The 22,092-nt window shown below is 71.3% G+C and carries 17 protein-coding genes; 4 read left to right on the top strand and 13 right to left on the bottom strand.

Features of this window, described 5'->3' with window-relative positions:
• Nucleotides 1–12 precede the first annotated feature (12 nt).
• The 7 genes from DMB66_RS05260 to DMB66_RS05230 all read right to left on the bottom strand — a co-directional run bounded on the left by DMB66_RS05260 (nucleotide 13) and on the right by DMB66_RS05230 (nucleotide 7,095).
• Nucleotides 13–1,470: a M81 family metallopeptidase gene (locus tag DMB66_RS05260; protein ID WP_125802861.1), complete on the bottom strand. Its 1,458-nt coding sequence runs from the start codon at nucleotides 1,468–1,470 to the stop codon at nucleotides 13–15.
• The gene (locus DMB66_RS05255; RefSeq protein WP_125802860.1) at nucleotides 1,467–2,303 is read right to left on the bottom strand and encodes a carbohydrate ABC transporter permease; all 837 of its coding nucleotides are present in this window, start codon (nucleotides 2,301–2,303) and stop codon (nucleotides 1,467–1,469) included. The genes DMB66_RS05260 and DMB66_RS05255 overlap by 4 nt, the downstream gene beginning before the upstream one ends.
• On the bottom strand, nucleotides 2,293–3,177 hold the full coding sequence (locus DMB66_RS05250) for a carbohydrate ABC transporter permease (RefSeq protein WP_199751995.1): 885 nt from the start codon (nucleotides 3,175–3,177) through the stop codon (nucleotides 2,293–2,295). Before DMB66_RS05250 ends, DMB66_RS05255 begins: the two co-directional genes overlap by 11 nt.
• Nucleotides 3,174–3,986, bottom strand: coding sequence for an alpha-L-fucosidase (locus DMB66_RS05245; protein WP_199751992.1), 813 nt, complete (start codon nucleotides 3,984–3,986; stop codon nucleotides 3,174–3,176). Before DMB66_RS05245 ends, DMB66_RS05250 begins: the two co-directional genes overlap by 4 nt.
• A gap of 1 nt (nucleotide 3,987) precedes the next feature.
• Nucleotides 3,988–5,235, bottom strand: a complete 1,248-nt coding sequence (locus tag DMB66_RS05240; RefSeq protein ID WP_158647144.1) for an ABC transporter substrate-binding protein — start codon at nucleotides 5,233–5,235, stop codon at nucleotides 3,988–3,990.
• 112 nt (nucleotides 5,236–5,347) lie between these two features.
• A complete protein-coding gene (locus DMB66_RS05235; RefSeq protein WP_125802858.1) occupies nucleotides 5,348–6,535 on the bottom strand; it encodes an ROK family transcriptional regulator in 1,188 nt (395 codons plus the stop codon).
• 98 nt (nucleotides 6,536–6,633) lie between these two features.
• The gene (locus DMB66_RS05230) at nucleotides 6,634–7,095 is read right to left on the bottom strand and encodes an anthrone oxygenase family protein (RefSeq protein ID WP_125802857.1); all 462 of its coding nucleotides are present in this window, start codon (nucleotides 7,093–7,095) and stop codon (nucleotides 6,634–6,636) included.
• Between the two features lie 65 nt (nucleotides 7,096–7,160).
• Between DMB66_RS05230 and DMB66_RS05225 the strand changes: the two genes are divergently transcribed.
• Nucleotides 7,161–7,661 carry a MarR family winged helix-turn-helix transcriptional regulator gene (locus DMB66_RS05225; RefSeq protein ID WP_125802856.1) on the top strand — a complete coding sequence of 167 codons (501 nt, stop codon included), beginning with the start codon at nucleotides 7,161–7,163 and terminating at the stop codon, nucleotides 7,659–7,661.
• 74 nt (nucleotides 7,662–7,735) lie between these two features.
• Here the strand turns inward: DMB66_RS05225 and DMB66_RS05220 are convergent, their stop codons facing one another.
• Genes DMB66_RS05220 through sigJ form a run of 3 tightly spaced genes read right to left on the bottom strand, consistent with a single transcriptional unit; the run spans nucleotide 7,736 to nucleotide 10,278 of the window.
• Nucleotides 7,736–8,116 (bottom strand): NAD(P)-dependent oxidoreductase, encoded by a 381-nt coding sequence (locus DMB66_RS05220; protein ID WP_199751989.1) that lies wholly within the window; start codon nucleotides 8,114–8,116, stop codon nucleotides 7,736–7,738.
• Nucleotides 8,117–8,149: 33 nt separating this feature from the next.
• Entirely contained in the window at nucleotides 8,150–9,367 is a 1,218-nt protein-coding gene (locus DMB66_RS05215) for an NAD(P)/FAD-dependent oxidoreductase (protein WP_125802855.1), read from the bottom strand.
• Between the two features lie 50 nt (nucleotides 9,368–9,417).
• Nucleotides 9,418–10,278, bottom strand: a complete 861-nt coding sequence (gene sigJ, locus DMB66_RS05210) for an RNA polymerase sigma factor SigJ (protein ID WP_125802854.1) — start codon at nucleotides 10,276–10,278, stop codon at nucleotides 9,418–9,420.
• A 72-nt stretch (nucleotides 10,279–10,350) separates the two neighbouring features.
• On the opposite strand from sigJ, the gene DMB66_RS65525 reads away from it, so the two are divergent.
• A complete protein-coding gene (locus DMB66_RS65525) occupies nucleotides 10,351–13,515 on the top strand; it encodes an AAA family ATPase (RefSeq protein WP_305025012.1) in 3,165 nt (1,054 codons plus the stop codon).
• On the opposite strand, the gene DMB66_RS05200 is transcribed toward DMB66_RS65525, so the two are convergent.
• Complete coding sequence (locus DMB66_RS05200; RefSeq protein WP_125802852.1) at nucleotides 13,505–16,069, bottom strand: FAD-dependent oxidoreductase; 2,565 nt, start codon at nucleotides 16,067–16,069, stop codon at nucleotides 13,505–13,507. The genes DMB66_RS65525 and DMB66_RS05200 overlap by 11 nt on opposite strands.
• 132 nt (nucleotides 16,070–16,201) lie before the next feature.
• Between DMB66_RS05200 and DMB66_RS05195 the strand changes: the two genes are divergently transcribed.
• Both DMB66_RS05195 and DMB66_RS05190 read left to right on the top strand, forming a co-directional pair.
• Nucleotides 16,202–16,909, top strand: a complete 708-nt coding sequence (locus DMB66_RS05195) for an alpha/beta fold hydrolase (protein WP_125802851.1) — start codon at nucleotides 16,202–16,204, stop codon at nucleotides 16,907–16,909.
• Complete coding sequence (locus DMB66_RS05190; RefSeq protein WP_125802850.1) at nucleotides 16,906–17,118, top strand: 2TM domain-containing protein; 213 nt, start codon at nucleotides 16,906–16,908, stop codon at nucleotides 17,116–17,118. The genes DMB66_RS05195 and DMB66_RS05190 overlap by 4 nt, the downstream gene beginning before the upstream one ends.
• Here the strand turns inward: DMB66_RS05190 and DMB66_RS05185 are convergent, their stop codons facing one another.
• Both DMB66_RS05185 and DMB66_RS05180 read right to left on the bottom strand, forming a co-directional pair.
• On the bottom strand, nucleotides 17,119–20,232 hold the full coding sequence (locus DMB66_RS05185; protein ID WP_125802849.1) for a BTAD domain-containing putative transcriptional regulator: 3,114 nt from the start codon (nucleotides 20,230–20,232) through the stop codon (nucleotides 17,119–17,121).
• Between the two features lie 43 nt (nucleotides 20,233–20,275).
• Nucleotides 20,276–21,871 carry a cyclic nucleotide-binding domain-containing thioredoxin-disulfide reductase gene (locus DMB66_RS05180; protein WP_199751986.1) on the bottom strand — a complete coding sequence of 532 codons (1,596 nt, stop codon included), beginning with the start codon at nucleotides 21,869–21,871 and terminating at the stop codon, nucleotides 20,276–20,278.
• Nucleotides 21,872–22,092: the final 221 nt, after the last annotated feature.

Raw genomic sequence — 22,092 nt, 5'->3', positions numbered from 1 at the left:
CGTGCGGCGCGGTCACAGCATTCTCGCCGTCAGGTCGGGGCGCTCGGCGAACGCGTCGAACGGGAACATCGGCCGGTTGATCCGGTGGTGGCCGAGGCGTTCCAGGTCCTGGTCGACCGGGCCCGGGGTGAGTGCGAGCGTCCAGTTCTGCCCGCCTCGGGCGAGGTCGTACAGCGTCGGCTCCAGGTATCCGATCTTGGTGACGATGATGTCGGCGGCGGCCGGGTCGAGGCCGATCGCCGCGAAGTCGCTGGTGGCGTGGTATGCCTTGCGGAATTCGGTGACCACGGCGTGCAGCCCGCCGGCCCGGATGACCGCGATGCGCCCGGCGTCCGGATCGCCGGTGTACCGGCCGGCGAGGATCCCGCGCACCTCCACCCGGTCGGCGCCCACGGTGACCGCCACCTCGGCGCCGATCCCGGCGGCGAACAGCACGTCGATGGCGGCCGCGTCGAACACCGACGCCACGTAGGTCACCGGCGCGCCGGGGCCGGTCAGCTCGGGAACGCGCAGCAGTCGACCGAGGGTCGAGCTGACGTCACCGCTGCCGCCCGCGCCCGGGTTGTCGCCCGAGTCGCTGACGAGGTAGGGCTTTCCGGGAGACCGCAGGGCCCGGGCTACGCCCTCGGCGAGGGTGCCGGCCGGGCCGACGAACCCGAATTCCTCCCGTACGTCCCACAGCCGCGCGGCGAGCGCCTCCGCCTCGGCCGCGACGACGGCCGGGTCGTCGCCGGTGACGAGCACGGTGGCGTGGCAGCGCGGCTCGTCCGCCCACGCGTACCCGATCCAGATCGACGCGTCGGTCACGCCGTCCTTCGCCTCCGCCGACGGCAGCAGCCCGTACAGGCTCCTCGCCGGCTCGACCCGGGTGGACGTCTTCTCCCCCGGCAACAGGATAGGCACCGGGATCCACGCGCGGTGGACCGTGCGCGACCCGCCGGCGAGCCGGTCGCCCAGGACGTCGACGAGGTTGCGGGCCGCCCGTTCCCGGGTCTCCCAGGCGTCCTCGTGCGGGGCGAGCCGATAGCAGGTGGGCAGCTCGACGGCGCGGGCGAAGACCTCCGAGACGTTGCCGTGCAGATCCAGCGGCGCGGACACCAGCGCGCCCGGCGGGATGACGGCGCGAACGGCGGTGACGAGGTCACCTTCGGCGTCGTCCATGCCCTCGACACTCATCGCGCCGTGCACGTCGAGGTAGAGCCCGTCGACCGGCCCGGCGGCCCGCAGCCCTTCGACGATGCGGGCCTTGAAGTCGTCGTAGACGGCCCGTTCGACCCGGCCGCCGGGGATGGACCGGGCGTAGAACACCCCGATCCACCGGGCGGCGTCGCCGAGTGGCGTGCCGGGCGCGAGGAACGCGTACCGTTCCCGCACCTCGTCGGCGGTGAGGACGGTGAAGTCCCGGTAGCCGGCCCGGTGGGTCGCGTAGGCGCTGGACTCGATCGCCAGGCCGGCGACGGCGATCCTCATCGGCCGCCCAGTCCGGAGGTGGCGATGCCGCGCACGAGGTGCCGCTGCAGCGCGAGCACAATGATCGTGGTCGGCACCATCGAAATGATCGTGGCGGCCATCTGCAGGTCCCATCGGGTGCCGGTCTGGCTGGAGAAGCTGGCGAGGCCGATCGGCAGCGTGCCGAGCGACGCGTAGTCGTTGATGGCGATCAGTGGCCACAGGTAGCTGTTCCAGTAGTTGAGGAAGGTGAACACCGCCAGGACCGCGAGGGCGGGACGGGCGAGCGGCAGCACGATGCGCAGGAACGTGCGGCCCGGCCCGGCGCCGTCGACGCGGGCCGCCTCCTCCAACTCGTACGGAATGGTGCGGAAGAACTGCCGCATGAGGAACGTGCCGAACGCGGTGAACGCCCACGGGAAGATCAGCGACGGGTACGAGTCCACCCAGCCGAACCACTGCATCACCACGAACATCGGGATGACGAGCACCTCCTGCGGCACCATGAGCGTGCCGAGGAAGAGCACGAACACGACCTCCCGGCCGGGCCAGCGCAGCCGGCCGAAGGCGTACCCGGCCGTCGCGGAGACGAACAGCACCACCAGTACGCCCGCCACCGAGACCAGCAGCGAGTTGCCGATGTAGGTGGTGAACGGCGCGTAGTCGAACACGTCGAGGAAGTTGTGCCAGCGCACCTCGCTGCCGAACAGCCGCGGCGGGCTGAGCAGCACCTCACGCGACGGCTTCAGCGCCGACAGGAACGCGTAGGCCAGCGGCGCCACGAACACGAGCGCGGCGAGAGTCGCCACCACGTAAGCGACGGCCTCGCGCAGGCGCGACCGCTCAGTGTTCATAGTGCACCCACCTCTTCTGCGCCCGGAACTGACCCGCGGTGACCCCGATGATGAGGACGAACAGCAGCCAGGCCGCGGCGGCGGCGAGCCCGAGGTCCTGGAACTGGAAGCCGGTCTCGTAGATGAACATGACCAGCGGCAGGGTGCTGGTGCCGGGCCCGCCGCCGGTGAGCAGCTGCGGCTGGGCGAACACCTGCAGCGAGCCGATGATGGTCATCACGGCCGCGAAGAACAGCGCCGGCGAGATGAGCGGCAGCACGACCTTGCGCAGCATCATGAAGCCGCCGGCCCCGTCGATGCGCGCGGCCTCGATGACCGTGCTGGGCAGTTGTTCCAGCGCCGCGGTGAGGACCAGCATGTTGTAGCCCATGCCGGCCCACACGCTCATCACGACGATGGACAGCATCGCCCAGTTCTCGTCGACGAGGAAGTTCGGCATGGTGACACCGAACCATTCGGTGGTCAGCCCGTTGAGCAGTCCCTGCGGCTGCAGCACAAGCTTCCACACCAGGGCGTTGGCGACCATCGGGGTGACGACCGGGATGAAGAACAGCACCCGGAAGATCGCCCGGCCGCGCATCCTCGGCCCGAGCAGCAGGGCCAGGCCGAGGGACACCACGAGGTTGAGCGGCACGTACAGCACGGTGAAGACGACGGAGTTGCGCAGCGCCGGCCAGAAGTCGGGAGTGTCGGTGAGCAACCGGGTGTAGTTGCCGACACCGGCGAACTCGCGCTCGCCGAAGATCGGCCAGTCGAACAAGCTCATCACGATGGCGAGGACGGTCGGCAGCACGGTGAACACGCTCAGGCCGATGAGCGCCGGGCTGATGAAGGCGAACGCGGAGCGCCGCTCGGCCTTGCGGAGGCTGCTCACGGGCTGTCCCACAGGAGCAGTTCGATGACCGGCAGCGCGACCTCCGGCTTGCGCGTCGGCAGGGTGAGGGTGAGCGTGCCGGGCGGCGGCGCGGCGGGGTTCATGTTGAACGCCTGCTGCGCCTGCGGGATCTCGCGCATGCGCAGCTCGGACCCGTCGTGCAGCAGGCGGGCGAAGCGCACCCGGCCGGCGAGGTCCGGCAGGTGCAGCAGGCCGAACGGCCAGTCGAACAGGCAGGCGTAGAGCCGGTCGCCGCGCTGGGTGTAGGTGACGCCGGAGGGCGCGGTGAACGCCGACGGCCCGGCGCCGTGCACAGCCCGCCGGTGGCGGTGCATCCACTCACCGATCGCGGCGAACAGGGCGGCGTCCCGGGGCGCGGTCTGGCACGCCTCCCACAGCACCGGCACGCCGTCGCGTTCCAAGGGCCGGGACGGCTGGTACTGCTCCGGGGTGACCAGGTCGCCGGGGATGCCGAGCCGGTCGTTGACGATCATGTGCGGCTGCAGCTCCCGGCACATCGCCATGAGCGCCTCGGCGGCGCTGAAGTCGGTGGTGGCGGTGTCCCACAGGCAGAAGCCCTCGTGGTGCTTGGCGGTCAGCACCACGTACCGCGCACCGGCCTGCTTCGCCGTGCGGGCCAGCGCGGCGGCGTCGAACAGGTCGGGGTCGAACACGTCGGCGTACCGGGCGTAGCGCTCGGCTTCGATCTCCTCCCGGTTCATCACCCACTCGTGGCGGGCGGCGACGGCGTACAGGCCGAAGTGCACGAACATGCCGAAGCGGTCGTGGACGAACCAGTCGGTCCGCACGTCACTCGCCGAACTTGGACTGCAGGTTGCCCAGCGCGTCCCGCATGGACGACTGTCCGGTGTAGACGCTTACCAGCTCGTTGGGCATGGACGAGGCGACCTTCGTCCATTCCGCGGTGACCCGCTGGGCGTTCACGCCCTCGAAGCCGGCCTTGAACGCGGCGGTCAGCAGGTCGCGGTTCTCGGCGGGCAGGGCGGCGAAGTAGCCGGCCTGGTTCTCCAGCCGCGCCGGGTAGTTGCCCTGCTTGGCGAGCAGATCCTCGGACTTCGCGCCGGCGAGCGCGCCGAGCACCTTGAGCGCCGCGTCCTTCTGCTCGCAGTTCTTGGCGATGCCGTAGCCGGAGCCGAGCACCACGCCGTACGGGCCGGACCCGCCGGCCGGGATGCGCACCGCGCCCGCCTTGAAGGGCAGGTCCTCGGCGGTGTACTTGGCGGCCTGCCAGGTACCGTCGATGATCATCGCGGCCTTGCCGTTCTGGTACTGGGTGACCTCCCAGCCGGTCTCGGAGGCCGACGGCACCACGTCGGACACCTTCGCGCCGGTGACGAGGTCGCCGTACCACGTGGCGGCGTCGACGAACGCCGGGTTGGTCAGGTCGAGCTTGCCGCTGTCGTTGACCGGCTGCAGCCCGGAACGCGCCATCGGCAGCGTCAGCCACTGGAACTCGTCGATGGAGACGGCGAAGCCCTTGACGCCGGTCTTCGCGGTGATGGTCTTCGCGGCGTTCTCGAAGTCGGCGATGGTCCAGGTGTTGGTCGGCAACGCGACGCCGGCCTTGGTGAACAGGTCGGCGTTGTAGAACAGGAACATGGTGGCGGTGTCGTACGGCAGGCCGTACAGCTTGCCGCCGCTCTCCATGACGCTGAGTGCGCCGGGGTTGTAGTCGGCGCGGGCGAGGCCCGCCTTCTTGAGGTCGTCGTCGGTCAGGGGCTGGAAGGCCTGGGTGTAGTCGGCGAGGCGCTGCCCGTTCATGGCGGTGACGCAGGCGAGCTTGCCGGCGGCCATGTTGCCGTTGAGCTTGGTGAAGAAGTCCGCCCACGGCGCGGTCTGCAGTTCGATGGTGATGTCGGCGCCGACCACCTCCTGCGCGACGGCCATCTGGTCGCGCAGCTTCTTGGTGGACTCCGTGTCGCCCGACCACATGTTCCAGACGATCGTCGTCTTGCCGTCGGTGGACCCCTCATCGCCGGAGCCGCACGCGGTGAGCCCCACCGCGCCGACGACGATCGCAACCAGTGCCGCAGTCATCCTGTGCATGGTGTCCCTCTCCTATGGAGATTCGCTGAGGCCGCGATCCTAGGCACGAGGAGAGGCTTTCCTGCGATCCTGTAATAGCCTTTTTACACCAATCGCAGATTATTCATGACCTTACTGCGGTCTTCGAAGAAAGTGTCGCGTCGATCCGGGCCGGATCCAGCAGCTCGTCCAGCACGATCGCGGCGACCCCACGCGCGCCCACGTCCGCGCCGCCGGCCGCCACCGCGATGTCCAGACCCTCGGTCGACATCGGCAGACACTGGTCGTACACGCTGGAGCGCACGCTGGCGACGAACGCGTCGCTGGAGGACAAGCTGCCCGCGAGCACCAGGCGCTCCGGGTTGAAGAACCCGACCAGCGTGGCGAGAACGACCCCGGTCCGCGAGCCGGCCTCGCGCAGCAGCCGGGTGGCGAGGGGATGCGCGTCGTGGGCCAGGGCGGCGACGTCGGCGACCTCCTCGACCGCCACCCCCGAGCGCTGCAGCGCGAGGACCATCGACCGGCCGCCCGCGACCGCGTCGAGGCAGCCCAGCCGCCCGCACGAGCACAGCACCTGGGAGCCGCCGGAGACCGCGGTGTGGCTCACGTCGCCGGCCATTCCCCGCATGCCCCGGTGCAGCGCGCCGGCGCCGATGATGCCGGTGCCGATGCTCGCGCCCGCCTTGACCAGGATCATGTGCCTCGTGACCCGCCCGGTCGCGACGAACTCCCCGAAGGCCATCGCGTTGGCGTCGTTCTCGACCCGGACGGGCACGCCGGCGAGTTCCTCCAGGATCACGGACGGGGCGAGCCCGTTCCACCCCGGCATCCGCGACGGCGAGATGACCCGCCCGTCCGGCGCGCTCACGGGCCCGGGCAGCGCGAGGCCGATCGCCGCGAGCCGCCCCCCGCCGGGCAGCGGCGCGATCAGGCCGGTCAGCTCATCGTGGATCGCACCCAACACGGCCTCCGGCGGCCGCGCGATGTCCAGCGCGACCCCACGCCCCGCCACCTCGGCGCCGCCCAGGTCATAGACCCGCAGGGTGGCGTGCCGCGCGCCGAGCTCCACCCCCGCCACCAGCCGCGATCCGGTCGCCACCCGCAGATTTCGCGGCCGCCGGCCGCCCTGCGAGCGCCCGTCCCCCGACTCCAGGACGTAACCGAGCCGGATCAGCTCCTCCACCCGCAGCGCCACCGTCGACGCGGCCAGCCCGGTCAGCCTGGACAGCTCCGCCCGCGACGCGGCCCGCCCGTCCCGGATCAGCGAGAAGATGCCACCCGCGCTCGCGAGCATCGCGTACGGTGCCGCCATGGTTACTCCCTCGAATGATTCGGACCAACTTCCTCCGATCATCGCACTTAGTCGCTCACGAATCGAAGGCGCAGGTCATCAGCACGGGGGGCTGCCGGTTATCGGCTGCGGAAGGGTGCCGGTGCGGCGAAAGCGAGGAGTGCGAAGGCGAGGACCGCGGCCGCCGTCCGAGCGGCATGGGCGATCTGCCAGCGGTCGCGCACGTCGGTCCAGTCGGCGGGTGGGGACGCGGCGTTCCAGTGGAGCTGGTCGGCGTTGATCGGCAGGTTGACGGTGATCGTCAAGGCGACGATGAGGACCAGGAGGATGAGGGCGCCGACGATCGGCCACCGGGTGCTCGTTCGGAGGGCCCGCCAGGCCAGCACCGCTGTGGCGATCAACGCCGGCAGCAGCGTGGCGACCGCGAGCTTGTCGAGGGAGTCGAGTTCGACCAGCCGGACCTGGGTGTAGACCATGCCGTCGGCGCCGCGCAGCGACAACTCGAGGACCAGGACCGCGGTGAGGAATCCGGCGAACAGCCCGGCGAACAGCAAGCTGGCGACGCGTGCGTACTTCGTCATGACTCGCCCTCTCTGAGTCGTATCATATGAGACTCAAACTACATGTGCTTTGGAGACCAAACAATATGAGTCACGTAACATCCGGAAGCGGACGCGCCCGCCGGCAACTCACCACCCAGATCAGGGACGCGCTGCGCGACCTGCACAACCAGCTGTCGACGCTCAACCGCCAGGTCGGCGTCCAGCTCGCCATCAAGGACACCGACATGGACTGTCTCGACCTCATCAGCCGGCACGGGCCGCTGAGCCCCAGCAGCCTCGCCCGCCAGGCCGGGCTGCACCCGGCCACCATGACCGGAATCCTCGACCGGCTCGAGAACGCCGGCTGGATCGCTCGCGAGCGCGACCCCGCCGACCGGCGCGCGATCACCGTCCGGGCGCTGCCCGACCGCGGCCGGGAGATGTACCACCTGTTCGCCGGCATGAATTCGGCGCTGGACTCGATCTGCGGCGACTACGACGAGCAGCAGCTCGAGCTGCTCGCCGATTTCCTCCGCAGGAGCACCGAGGCCGGACTCACCGCGACCCACAACCTCACGGCCGGCACCGGGCAGGCGACCACCTGACCGCCGCGGTCAGCCCTTGTGGTCGCGCCGGCCGGCCTCGAACCGGGGCATGCTCTCGTCCTGCGCTGCCCGGATCACGCCAGCTCTTTCGCGAAGCCCTGCCGCCACGAGGGGTAGCGCAGCTCCCAACCGAGGTCCCGCTTGGCCTTGGCGTTGCTGAAACCCCGCCCCTCGGTCATCAGCACCACCGCCACCTGCCCGGCCAGCGGCCGGGCCAGCCAGGCCGGAACCCGCATCGGTCGCTTCGCTCCCACGCACGTGGCCAGGTAGGGCAGCCACTCGCGGGCCGGGGCCGGTTCGTCGTCGACGATGGTGAACACGCCCCGCACCTTCTGCTCCACCGCCAGCGCGGTGGCGCTCGCCGCGTCGTCCAGATGCACCCACGAGCAGTAGCCGCCCCCGCCGCCGATGATCGGGAACTGCCGCTTGCGGACAGGCCCGGCCAAGTCGTCCATGGCCTCCGGACCGTAGAACCAGCCGTAGCTGGGTCAGCCGGTGAACGACGCGGGACCGAGACGCTCCCACCCGACCGGTTTGTTGCGCTTGCCGCCGGTGGTGGCGAGCATCCGCGACGAGATGGCCAGCCGCTTCGCCAGCCCGTAGGTCTTGATCGGGCTGCTGCTGACCGTCTCCTTGTAGAAGATGGCCGCCCGACCGGTGAGGTACCAGCGCCGGGGGGTGTCGTCGCCGTAGGTGAACTGGATGACCGCGTCCCGGCGCCCGAGGCTCACCGGCTGGTGGAGGTAGCCGAAGCGGAACGGCTTGAGCTGCTTGCCCCGCAACTGGCGAGCGATGTTCTCGGCGGCGTGCGCCGCCGTCGGTATGCCGCTCTGGCAGGTGCCGTGGATGACGCCGAAAGCCTGCGGGACGGCGGCCGCGTCACCGATCGCGTAGATCCCCGGGTGCGACACCGACCGCAGCATGGCATCGGTGCGGATGCGCCCGTACTCGTCGGTGGCGATCCCGGCCTCGGCGGCCAGCGGGGCCACGCGGACACCGGTGGTCCACAGGCAGCCGTCGCCGGCGACGAACTCGCCGCCCTCCAGCTCGACCCCGCCCGCCAGGACCTTGGTCACGCTGACGCCCGCCCGGACGGTCACGCCCAGCCGGTCCAGGGCCGCCATCAGGTACGCGCGAGCCCTGGCACCCATCATCGCGGCCGGCTCGCCCCGGCTCAGCAGGGTGACCCGGACGTTCGGGTGGGACTCGGCGATCTCGGTCGCGGCTTCGATCCCGGTCAGGCCGGCGCCGCAGACCAGGAATTCGCCGGTGCCCCGGCGCGCGAGGTGCGCGGCCATGGCCTGTGCGCTCCGCGGATCGTTGAGGGTGAAGGCATGCTCGGCGGCCCCGGGGACGCGGCCGGTGTCGGTGGTGCTGCCGATCGCATAGACCAGCGTGTCGTAGCCGAGGAAGACCTCGCCGTCATCCACGGTGGACACCGTGACGGTGCGCGCGGCGGTGTCGATCCCGCTCGCCCAGCCCCGCACGAAGTCGATGCCGGTGCCGGCCACCAGGTCCGGGATGCGGTGCTCGGCGAGCTGCTGGCCGGTGGCGATCTGGTGCATCCGCAGCCGCTCGGTGAACCTCTCCCAGGGGTTGACGAGGGTCACGTGCACCCGCCCCTTGGCCCGTTTCGCCGCGCCGAGAGCCGCGAGCATGCCGGTGTATCCGGCGCCGATGACAATTACCTGCTTGATGTCAGCCATGCCCCACGGACGAGACAGCCCCGGCTAACCGTGAGGCGCTGTGACCGGCGTCACAAACCGGCGACGGCGTGGAGCTTCTCCGGGTTGCTGATCAGGTGAATCTCCCGCGCCCGCCCCTCGACAAGGTGCAGCACGATGACCGCCACCGGGGTGCCGGCGGAGAGGATGACGACACCGGGCCCGCCGTTGACCTCGGTTACCACCACGCGCGGATCCTCCGGCATGCGACCACCGAAGGTGACCAGCGCCCGTGCCACCAGGTCGATTCCCTCGATCGCCTTGCGCGGCGCCGGCGCCAGTCCGCCACCGTCGCACACCAGCCTGACGTCCGGCGCCAGCACCTGCATCAGCGACGCGAGATCGCCACCGGTGCTCGCCGACATGAACGACTCCGTCACCTTGCGCCGGGTCGCCTGATCGGTGTCATAGCGGCGCCGCCGGCGGCTCACATGCTCTCGCGCGCGCAACGCCGTCTGGCGCACCGATTCCGGGCTGCGCTCGACCATGGTGGCGATCTCGCTGTGGGAGTAACCGAACGCCTCGTGCAACACGAAGACCGCCCGCTCCAAGGCGGACAACGACTCCAGGACCAACAGCATCGCCAACGACACCGACTCCGAGCGGGCGACGTCGTCGGCGACATCCGGCGCGGTCAGAATGGGCTCGGGCAGCCACGGGCCGACATAGGTCTCGCGCCGCGACGCGGCACTGCGCAGGCGGTCGATCGCCAGGCGGGTGGTCACCCGGACCAGATAACCCTCCGCGTTCTCCACCTGCTCGACGTCGACAGCGCTCCACCGCAGCCACGCGTCCTGGACCACGTCCTCGGCGTCGCTCCAGCGGCCGAGCACCCGGTAGGCGACGGCGTTGAGCAGGGAGCGATGCTCGTTGAAGATCGTGTCGTGCGGCACCGGCCGAGCCTAACCCGCCCCTCGGCAACACCGTGATGGACTACTCCGCTGGGCCGCTATATGTTCCATGTCGTGGATCGGAGTACCGGCGCTTCACTCCGCCTGCAGATCCTCGGCTCGCTGCGACTCTGGCGCGACGGTGTCGAAATCGATCCTGGGCCCCGGCAACAGGCTCATCTGCTGGCCGCGTTGCTGGCTTCTGCCGGCCACCCGGTCAGCACGACCGAGCTCATCACCATGATCTGGGACATCGACGCTCCGGCCAGCGCGCCCAACATCGTCCAGAAGTACGTCGGCGCGCTCCGGCGGCTGCTCGAGCCGTCAGTTCCGGCTCGCGAGGCCGGTTCCTTCATCCGCCGCCACGATGCCGGCTATTTCTTCGACCCGGCCCACGCCGTGCTCGATGTCGTGGAGTTCCGAGAGCTCGTGACAAGGGCCAGGCAGTCGGTCGGGGAAAAGGCGCTCGACTCGTATGTGGCAGCCCTGGCTCTCTGGCGCGGCCCCGCGGGGGACGGGCTGAGTCACGGCACGAGCACCAAGCCCATTTTCGCCGTGCTGGACCGCGAGTTCTTCGACACCTGCGTCGCGGCCACCGAGGTCGCCGTGGCCCTGGATCAGCCCGAGCGCTTGCTCGCCCGGCTGCGACTCGCCGCGTCCATGGCGCCGTTCCACGAGCCGGTGCAGGCGAGCCTCATTGTCACACTGGCCGCCGCCGGGCAGCAGGCCGAGGCGTTGTCGGTGTTCGGAGCGGTTCGCGCCCGGTTCGCCGAGGAGCTCGGGGCCGACCTCGGCCCCGCGTTGCGCGCCGCCCATCAGCAGGTGTTGCGGCCGGTTCGGCGGTCCGGCGCCAGCCACGAGACGGACGAGGAGGAGAGTTCGCAACCGGCTGCGGACCACCTGGTCGGCCGCGTCGAGGAGCTCAGGACCCTGCGACAGGGCGTGACGTCGGCAGTCGCCGGCGGCATGGGGTTCGTCCTGGTCGAAGGCGAACCGGGGATGGGCAAGACACGCCTGCTCGAGGAGACGACCACACAGGCCGCTCGGCAGGGTGCACTGATCGTGTGGGGCCGTTGCCTCGAAGGCGACGGGACGCCGTCGATGTGGCCCTGGATCCAGGCCGTCGGCACGTTGCTCGACAGCGTGCCTCCGTCGGTGCGGCAAGAAAAGCTCGCCGGGGAGCTGGGCCGCCTCGCGCAGCCACGGCATGGCGTTCCCGGCGGGCCGTTGATGCCGGACAGCGGAGCCCAGTTTCGGCTGTTCGGGGAGGTCGTCGATCTGCTCGGCCAGGTCGCGGCGGGGCAGCCGACCGTACTGGTGATCGATGATCTCCAGTGGGCTGACGGCTCCTCATTGCGGCTGCTGAGCCACCTGGCGGCCAGGCTTCCGCGCGGAACCGCACTGATCGGCGCGCTTCGCGACCGCGCGCCGGTGCCCGGTTCGGACCTGACCCGTTTCCTCGGCGCGGCCAGCCGGATGCCCGGCCACCGCCGGATCCGGCTCGTTCCGTTCGTGTCGACCGAGGTGGCGGAGCTGGTCCGAGGTGAGACCGGTCATGATCCCGACGACGGCGTCGTCCGGAGGATTCATGCCCGCACCGGGGGCAATCCGTTCTTCGTCCGTGAGCTGTCCCGGCTGCTCGCCACCGACCGGGGGGTCATCACAGCGGCAAACGTGGGGCGGGCCGAGGTGCCGGCCACCGTGCGCGACGTGGTCCGCGACCGCATGGCCGGCCTCGCCCCCGAGGCCGTGGCCATGGTGCGGATCGCCGCGCTGATCGGCCGGGACGTCGAGGTCCGCCTGCTCGCCCACGCCGCCGACGCGGATGCCCAGGCGTGCATTCTCGGCCTGGAGCCGGTCGATGCTCTCGACCTCCTCGGGTTCACTCCCGACGATCCGTTCTCGCTGCGTTTCTCTCATGACCTGGTCCGCGAATCCGTCGTCGCGATGCTGCCGCCTTCCTCGGTTCCCCGTCTTCACCTGCGCATCGCCGACGCGCTCGAAAAAACGGGCCGGGGCGCCGAAGCCGTCACCGAGCGGCTCGCCCACCACCTGTGGGCCGCCGGTCCGCTCGCCGATCCGGCCCGGACCGCGCTCGCGCTGGTACGCGCGGGCAGCAGCGCCGCAGCGAAGTCCGCGCTCGACGTCGCTGAGCGGCAGCTGCGGTCCGCCACGCTGGTCGCCCGGACGGCAGGTCTGGCCGAACTGGAGCTGTCCGCGCTGAAGGAACTCGCCGCGGTGGTGGGCATGCGATCGTTGTACGGCGGCGCCGCGGCCATCGACCTCCTGGAACGCGCCGAACACCTCGCCCGCAGCCTCGGCAGGGAACGCGAGGCCGCCGACTTCCTCTTCTCCCGCTGGGCCGGGCACGCCCAGACCATCGACCTCGTCCGCGCCGCGCCGCTGGCCCGCCTGCTGTTCGAGCAGGGCGAGGCCTCCGCCGACCCCACCATCCGGGCCTACGGGCTGAACGCCTGGGGCATCCACCAGTGGGCCATCGGCAACGTGGGGCAGGGCGTCCGGTATCTGAAAGAGGCCGGGCGAGCCCTGAGCGAGGACGCCGCGCAGCGCGAGGTCGACCCGCTGCGACACGACTTGCAGATGCTCCCGGCCGCGATCTTCGCGGAGATGACGGCACAGCACGGCGACGTCGGCACCGCACAGGCACTGCTCGACGCGCTGGAAGCCACCGCCGGCGACGACCCGTACATGATCACGGTTTGGGCCTCCATGGCCGCGCGGACCGCCGCCAACGTGGGCGACGCCGCCACGGCACTGCGCGCGGCGGAGCGGGGAATAGCCGTGGACCCCGAGTTCACCTTCGTCTTCCAAGGCACGTACGAGCGGTTGGCCAGGCACTGGGCCCTGGCCATGACCGGCCACGACCCGGCCGGCGCCGCGGACCAGGTCGAGCAGCTGATCCTCACGAATCTGCTCGACCCGCCCCGCTCATGCGTGGCCACCTGGTTCGGGCTGCTCGGCGAGGCACGGCTGATGGCCGGGCAGCCGGATCAGGCCGCCGCGGCCCTCGACCGGGCCGAGTGGGCGCTGGATGAGTTCGGACAGCGTTACCCCGAGGGACTGATCCTGCTCATCCGCGCCCGGTTGCTCCAGGCGCGAGGCGAGCCGCCCACCGTGGTCCGGGCCGCCGCCGAACAGGCCCGTGCGTTGTCCGCCGACCGCGAGACCCACCTGTACGCACGCCGCGCCGAGGACATGCTCCGGGAGCTCACACCGTGATCGTGAGGTCCTCGGTGGGCAGCGTCTGACAGGCCAGCCGCCAGCCGGCGGCCAGCTCGCCGGCGGAGAACATGCCCCGGGTGTCGGTCTCGTAGGCGCCCGTCAGCACTTGTACCCGGCAGGTGCCGCACGCACCCTCGCCGCAGGACTGCGGCAGCGGGACGTCGGCCAGGTTGGCGGCGTCGAGGACCGACTGGCCGGGCCGGCAGCGGAACGCCGCAGCGCCGTCGGGCATGCCGATGGTGAATGCGGTGATGCCGTCGGCGGCGGCCGCGAGGGCGATCGCGTGGGACTTCTCGCGGCGGGTCTCCTTGCTGCGGCCGGACACGAAGGCCTCGGTGCGGATGGCCGTTCGCGGCACTCCCAGCTCGGTCAGGTGCCCGATCACGTCCTGCATCATGGGCGCCGGTCCACACAGGTGGACGCGGCTCGCTCCGGCGTAGGGCCGCAGGGTCTCGGTCCCGATGCGGCCCTGCCGCCCGGTCACGACGATCGCCACCTCGATACCGGGCAAGCGGGACCGCAGCGCCTCGATCTCCGGCCGGAACACCACCTCGTCGTCCGCGCGGAAGCTGGCCAGCAGGACGATCCGGCCGGTGTGGCCCGCGTCGGCCGCCGCGATCAGCACGCTCATCAGCGGTGTGATGCCGACGCCGCCGGCGATCAGCAGCAGCGTGCCGTCGGTGGCACCCGGATCCCAGCTGAACTCCCCGTGCGGTCCGCTCACCCGTAGTGCCTGCCCGACCGCCAGCTCGTCGTGCAGGAAGCCCGACCCGAGCCCGTCCGGCTCGTGCTTCACCGCGATCTCGGCGAATGCTTTCTGCCCGGGCCCGCTGCAGATCGAGTACGAACGCTCGACCGGCTCGACGGCGACCGGCACGTCGACCTTGACGTACTGCCCGGCAGCGAACGAGAACGGCATCTCCGGCCCGTCCAGGGGTTCGAGCCGGATCCGCCGCACCGTCGGGGTGAGCGCCTCGACCTCCGCCACGCGCAGGTAGCCCTGCCAGGGTTCGGCAGGGTCACGGGGCGGTCCGCCGGCCAGGACGGTCCGCCACATGGCACCGAGTTGCCGCGACTTGAGCACGGCGTTCGCCGCCATCAACCCGCCCGCGAGGGCCCCGACGACGCCGGAGCCCCAGGCGTCCTGCCCGGCCACGAAGAGACCCTTGACGGGTGTCCGGCATCCCGCCCGCGGCGACCGCAGCCGCTGCGGGGTCGCGGCGAGGCCGTAGAAGGAGCCGAGCACACTGTGCTGGTAGGTCTCGAACGACAGCGGCGTGGCGAGCTCGGCGAAGGCGATCGACTGCCGGAAGCCGGGCCAGCGGTCCTCGAGCCGGCTGATCAGCCGCTCGGTCAGCTGCTCTTTGAGCTCGCGGTAGCTTTCCGGCCGCTCCCCCTCGGGCATGCCCCGCCACTGGTCGACCACCCTCGGGTCGACCAGTTCCAGCGCCTCCACCGTGTGGTGGCGTGCGGCCGGATTGTTCAGCGACGCGAACGAGACGTACAGCGTGCCCTCGCCGGGCGGGCGGTGAAAGCCTTCATGGTCGTCGATGTCGGGCATGAACCAGTGGTTCTCGCCGCGGACACCGAACTCGGCCGGCGATCGCTCCATGCCCAGGAAGAGCATGACCGCCGACGGCTCCTCGGGGAAGTCGGCCAGTTCCTGGCCGCGGCCGATCAGGGCGTACGTGTTGCGCACGCCGGCCGCCGACACGACGGTGCCGGTCCGCACCCGGTAGCAGCGGCCGGAGGTGGTGTCCTCGACGTCCACACCGGTCACCTTTCCCCGGTCGAGGACGACCTCGGCGACGCGCTGCCGGGGACGCAGCTCCACGCCGTACCGCTGAAGAATTTCCAGCACGATCCGGCCGAGCTCCTTCGGACCGCCGACCGGGTGTGCCGTTCCCGCCATGAAGAACGTGAGCGGAACAGCGGCGTGGTAGCCGAAAGCGCTCGACGACGGCGGAGTGCCGTAGAGGCCCCACCGGGCGGCCAGGACCGCCCGCAGGCGAGGGTCGCGGAAGCTGCGGGTGACCTGCTCCTGCAACGATCGGTACGCCAGCGGGAAGAGGCGCTCGACGACCGGCATACCGGACTTCCGTATCCCGGCGGACATGGATCCCAGCACGTTGCGCGCGGCCAGCGCGGACATGCCTCGGCGGATCGCGCGGAAGAAGTCGTCGATGGCGTCGGCCTCGGCGGGGAACTGCTCCACCAGGCGCGCCCGGAATCGTTCCTTCGTCGCGGGAACGGCGAAGTCGAAGTCCGGGAAGTGCAGGACGTCGTAGTCGTCCGGCAGCGGCGAGAGCTGCACCCGGCCGTCCGTCATGAACTCGAGGAACGGGCCGGCGCTCGCGCTCATGTAGTGCAGGCCGGTGCCGAACTGGAAACGGCCGGCGCGGGAGAACTCGTGCGTCATCCCGCCGAGCGTGTAGTGCTGTTCGAGGACGAGCACCCGCTTCTTGCCGAACTGGGCGATTGCCCGGGCCGCGGCGAGGCCGCCCATGCCAGAACCGATCACCACGACATCGGCTTCCTCGACCGCGACCATCGATGACCCCCCTCGTCCGTCCTGCGGGGATCAGGGTCGCCGAGCCGACTTGACGGCGACGGAACTGCCGCGTCCAGTTTCCGTTCAGTGCGGGCCCATAGCTTTCCGCTATCACACGATGAGAGGTGACCCATGGAACGCGAGAAGCCCACGATCGTGCTCGTGCACGGCGCATTCGCCGACAGCAGCGGTTTCGCGGCGATCATCAAACGACTGGTGGCGGACGGCTACCCGACCGTCGCCGCGGCGAATCCGCTCCGGGGCCTCTCCTCCGACGTCGCACAGGTCCGGGCGCTGCTGGAAAGCATCGAGGGACCGATCGTGCTGGTCGGCCACTCGTACGGCGGTGCGGTCGTCTCCGGCGCCGCCACCGGCAACCCCAACGTGAAGGCGCTCGTCTACCTCGCGGCGTTCGTGCCGGAAGAGGGCGAGAGCGCGCAGGCTCTGGTGGAGAAGTTCCCGGGCAGCACCGTGGGCGAGTCCCTCAAGCCCGTGCCGCTGCCCGGCGGGCAGGTCGACCTCTACATCGACCCGCGGGTCTTCCATCAGAACTTCGCAGCCGACGTGCCCGCCGAGGAGGCCGCGCTCTTCGCCGTCACCCAGCGACCCGCGACCGGCGCCGCCCTCGGCGAGCCCGCCACCGGGCCCCAGGCCTGGCACACGATCCCCTGCCACCACCTGGTCAGCGGCGCCGACCGGATCATCCCGCCGATGGCACAGGAGTTCATGGCCCAGCGCACCGGCGGGCAGACCCAGGCGGTCGAGGGCGCCTCGCACCTGGTCTTCGTCTCCCGCCCCGGCGCCACGGTGGCCTTCATCGAACAGGCGGCCCAGCGATGATCATTCAGAAGAGCGACAGCGCGCTGAAGTGGGGCCTGTGGATCCACGCCTTCTGGTACGTCGTGGCCAACGTGGCCCAGGTCATCGTCTGGGCGACGGCGACGCCGGACATCTTCTTCTGGCCACTGTGGTCGATCCTGGGCTGGGGCATCGGGCTGGTGGCGCATTTCTGGGCGATCCGGGTGGCGCTGCGCACCCGACACGCGTGATCAGAGCAGCTCTTGGGCGCGGCGCGCGAACAGGTGCGCGCCGCGCTCGGTGGACAGCTCCCGGGCCCGTTCGGCGGCTGCCCGGACCTCAGCGACCGGCTCGCCGCGGGCCCGCATCAGCCTCGCCCGGAGCAGGAGCAGCAGGCCCTCGGCGTAGCGCTGGCCGTAGGTCGCGACGAACGAGTCCGCCCGGTCGAGGGCCTCGGCGGCATCCTCCAGCCGTCCGGCCCGCAGCCACATCTCCCCCAGCAGCCCAGACCAGGTGGCCAGGCCCGAGCGTGGCGGGTCGAGCAGTGCGACGGCGATGAGCTTCTCCGCCTCCGCCGCGGCGGCCGGATCACGATCGGTGACCGCCCGCGCCCAGCAGCGCGCGAGCCGCTGATAGCCGCCGAGGAAGACGAACGAGAAGTCGGGGTCCTGGGCGATGCCACGCTCGGCGGCGCGCCTCGCCCAGGCGGGGTCACCGGCCAGCGCGGCCACGGTGACCGAGAAGGCCGACCAGACCGTGATGGCGTACGGGTCGTCGCCGGCGGCGGCCTCCACCGCGTCGAGCACCTCGCGTGCTCCGGCGACGTCGCCTCGCAGCGCGGTCATCAGGCCGAGCATCACCGGCGACAGCAACTGCAGGTCGTGTCGCAGCGGCGCCTGCTCGCGCCGGGCCTGGTCCTGCGGCACGGCTGCGTCGGACCGGCTGAGATACCGGTACGACTCCGTGATGTTCCCGATATCCCAGTTGTGGATGCCCCAGGCGTGCCGCCCGTACGCGCGCACGATCGGATCGGCGGAGGCCTCGCCCTGCTCGAGCAGCCGTCGCGCCAGTCGTCCGGCCCGCTCCAGTTGAATACCCTGCGAATAGGCGGCCCACCGCGAGAAGAGGAAGTCGGCGGCGTCGCGCTCCCGGCCGAGGTCACGCGCCAGGTGCTCGGCGCGCTCCAGCAGGTCGAGCGCCGAGCCGACGTAGCCGGCCCGCATCCCGTCCACCGCGATGAACAGCGACAGGGCGGACAGCTCCAGTTCGACGAGGCCCGCCCCGCGAGCGACCTGAGCGGCCAGCCGCAGCTGACGCGCGGCCGCCTCCAGCGCCGACTTGTTGCCGGCGCAGCGCCCCGCGCTCAGGAGCGCCGCCGCGGTCCAGGACGGATCGGCGAGCGGGCCCGCCGCCCACAGGTGGTGGGCGAGCCGCTCGACCATCGCGTCGTCGTCGGTGACCGTGTTCTCGATCGCTTCGGCGAGGCGACGGTGCAGGCCGGGCACGCGCGGCGAGGGCGTCGTGACGGCGACCGACTCGCGCACCAGGTCGTGCGAGAAGCGGAACGAGAACGGGTTGCCGCCCACGGGCTCGACCAGGCCCAGCGCTTCCAGGGGCCCGAGGTGGTCGAGGCAGGTCTGCACGTCGAGGCCGGCGGCGCTCGCGAGCAGCGAGAGGTCGAAGTCCCGGCCGATGAGCGCAGCCAACTGGAGCAGGCCGGTGGTCACCTCGTCGAGGCCCGCCACCCGGTCGCGCACGACATCCCGCACGGTGGACGGGACGCCGGCGCGGGCCGCGACGTCGGTGAGCCGGCCGCCGTCGCGGAGGTAGCGCGACAGCTCACGGACGTAGAACGCATTGCCGCCGGTGCGAGCATGGGTGCTGCGAGCGGCGGCGGCGCTGAGGGCCTGTCCGGTCTCCCGGCGGACCAGCTCGGCCACCTCGGCCTGGCTGAACGCCCCGAGGTGGATCCGACGGAGCCGGGGCTGCCGGCTCGCCACGGCCAGGGCATGAGCGACCTCGCGGCGCGGAACTGGCGCCCGGTCACGAAGGGCGCCGATGACAGCGGTGGCGCCCGGCAGCCTTGCCGCCAGGTGGCCGAGCAGGTCCAGTGAGGCGACATCGGCCCACTGCAAGTCGTCGATGAGCAGCAGCAGCGCCCGCCGCGCGGAGATCTGCGCGACGAGGGCGACGGCTTGTTCGAAGAGGCGGAATCGGGCGCCGCTGTCGGGCAGCACCGGCATGCCGGGGACCTCGCCGGGCGACCCGACGAGCCGGCCGAGCTCGCCCGCCCGCCACTCCTGGCGCATCCCGGCGGGCAGACTCTCGACCAGGGTGCCGAACACCTCCACCCACGGCCACATCGACGGGGCGCCGTCCCCCTCCACACAACGGCCCCACACGACGAGAGCGCCGCCCTGCTCCGCTTCGACACCGGCCTGCTCGAGCAGGCGAGTCTTGCCGACGCCCGGCTCTCCTTCGAGGACCACCAGACCCGAACCGCCGGCGAAGGTCGACCGCACTGCCTGCCGGAGTATCGCCAGCTCCTCGGCCCGGCCGACGATCGGATCCGCCGGCGGCCCCGTCATCGGCCCGACAGGGGCGGCCGGCGCCGGTGGTTGTGCCAACAGCCGCCGGTGCGCGGACGACAACGCCGGCCCCGGATCGATGCCCAGCTCGTCGACGAGCCGAGCGCGGACCGTCTGAAACACCGACAACGCCGTCGCCTGCTGGCCGGCGGCGGCCAGCACGGTGACGAGGGCGGCCTGCACCCGCTCATCCAGCGGTGCCATCCCCGCGGCCCGCTGCAGCGCCGGAAGCACCAGGTCCGGCCGGCCCTGCGCGACGGCCAGCTCGGCCGCCGCCACGCAGGCGCCGAGGAATTCGATGTTCAGCGCCGTGAAATCGGCCGACGACCTGGCCGCCAGGCCATCGCCGGCGGGACCGTGCCAAAGGCCCAGCGCCCGGACATAATGATCGAGCGCCACGCCGGGTTGCCGGTGGCTGCGCCCCGCCTCGACGAGCTGCCGGAAGCGGACCACGTCGAGCACGCCCGGCTCCGCCACGAACAGATAGCCGCTGCCGCGTCGTTGCAGGTAGGTGCCGCTCTCCCGGGCCGGGACCGTCGGCTCCAGCAACCGCCGGAGCGATCCGACGTACTTCTGCAGGATGTTGACCGCCGAGGCGGGGACGTCGTCACCCCAGACGAGGTCGATGAGCTCGCTCGTGCTGATCGGCTGGCCGGCCCGGGTCAGCAGCACCGCCAGCAGATACGCCTGTTGCGGTGGACCGGCATCCAGCTCGACGCCGTCGCGCCAGAGCCGCAGCGGACCGAGGATCTGCACCCGCAGACCGTCGCCGTCCATGCCGCTGAACTGTAGAGGAACACCGTCGCGACCGGGAGACCCATCAGCTCGCGTCGAGCGTGCGGTGCACCGAGGAAACCGCGCTCGCACCCTCGCCGACCGCGGTCGCGACCCGTTTCGTCGATCCCGACCGGACGTCGCCCACCGCGAACACGCCAGGCGCGCTCGTCCGGAACGGCAGCGGGCCGTCGGTGCGGACGAAGCCGTCCCGGTCCTTGGCCACGCCGGTCAACCAGCCGGAAACGGGGTCGGCGCCGATGAAACAGAACAGTGCTCGGCAGTCGAGCCGCCGCCGGCCCGTGACGGCGTTCTCGACGACGATGGCGGCGAGCGACCGGTCACCGTGCAGCTCGCGGACCGTCGTGCCGGTGTGCAGCCGGATCCGTGGATGAACGCGGATCCTCTCGGTGAGGTAGGACGACATCCCCGCGCCCAGATCGGCGCCACGAATGATCAGATCGACCACCGCGCCGTGCGCGGCCAGCGAAAGAGCGGCCTGGCCGGCCGAATTCGCTCCGCCGATGACGGCGGCGGACATGTTCTCGTACGCCGAGACATCGAGCTCGGTGGCCGCGTACCGGATGCAGCCGGCCTGCTCGAACTCCGCCCACCGTGGAATGTCGAGGCGCCGGTAGCGCGCGCCGGTCGCCGCGATGACGGCCCGGGACTCGATCCGCGAGCCGCCCTCGATCAGCAGGGCCGGCCGACGCGGATCGGCGAGGTCCAGGCCCTCGACCGAGCACGGCGAGAAGATCCGTACCCCGAACTTGAGCGCCTGGGCCATCGCCAGCCTGGTCAGGTTCTCGCCGCTGACGCCCTGCGGAAAGCCGAGGTAGTTCTCGATCCGGGAGCTCTTGGCGGCCTGCCCGCCCAGGCCCGCGCTGTCGAGCAGCACGGTGGCGAGACCTTCCGACGCCCCGTACACGGCGGCGGCCAGCCCGGCCGGCCCGGCGCCCACGACGACCAGGTCGGGCGTGCTCACGCCGGGGCGGTGGGCCAGCCCCAACGCCTCGGCGACGGTGCCCGGCGTCGCCCGGCGCAGCACCGTGCCGTTCACCACCACGGCGGGAAGGTCGTCCTCGCCGACCCCGGTGGAGCGCATCAGCGTCCTCCCGGGCGGCGACGTCGCGTCGTGCCAGGCGTGCGGCAGATACAGCTGGCTGACGTACGTCCGCAGCCCGAGCGTCCCGGCGGCGTCCGACCTACCCAGGATCTGCAGGGCGCTGCCGGCCGCCACCCGGATCACGTCGCGCCGCACCCGGAACGCCTCCAGGAGCACATCCGCGAGGTCGGCGTGCTCGGCGATGGCCCGGCGCAGCACCGTCGGACCGACCCGGACGATCGTGCCGGCGGACACCACCCGGGCGGACAGATAGACGTGCTGGCCGGTGAGCAGGTTGAGCTCGCCGAGGAAGTCGCCGGGCAGACCCCGGTAGATCAGCCGCTCCGGTTCGGTCACCGTGGCGTCCCGGACGATGTCCACGGTCGCCGTACCGAGCAGGAAGAAGTCGTAAGTCTCGTCGCCGGTCGCATACAGCTGCCGACCGGCCTCGGCCCGCTCCGGCTCGCCGTACCGGGCAAGCCGACGAAACTGCTCGTCGCTGAGCACGGGGCCGCTCGACAGCGCGTCGTTGTCCACCCCATGATGCTTGCCGAGCCCACTGAAGACGGACTTGACATGCGCTGAACACGAAAGGCCGCCATGATCGACCTTGGCCGGCGGCTGTGAGCCCTCGGCCGCGGCCACCGGCGCCGTCGTGAGCATTCCGGTGAAGTGCTCCCATGCGGAATGCCGGTAAGAATGGCGCGGTTCCGCGCATTACCTGGTGACGGCGTACCTTCCGCACGAAGGAGCAGGAG

This window comes from Actinoplanes sp. ATCC 53533 (assembly GCF_003947245.1).
This window is presented reverse-complemented; position numbering and strand designations above follow the sequence as displayed.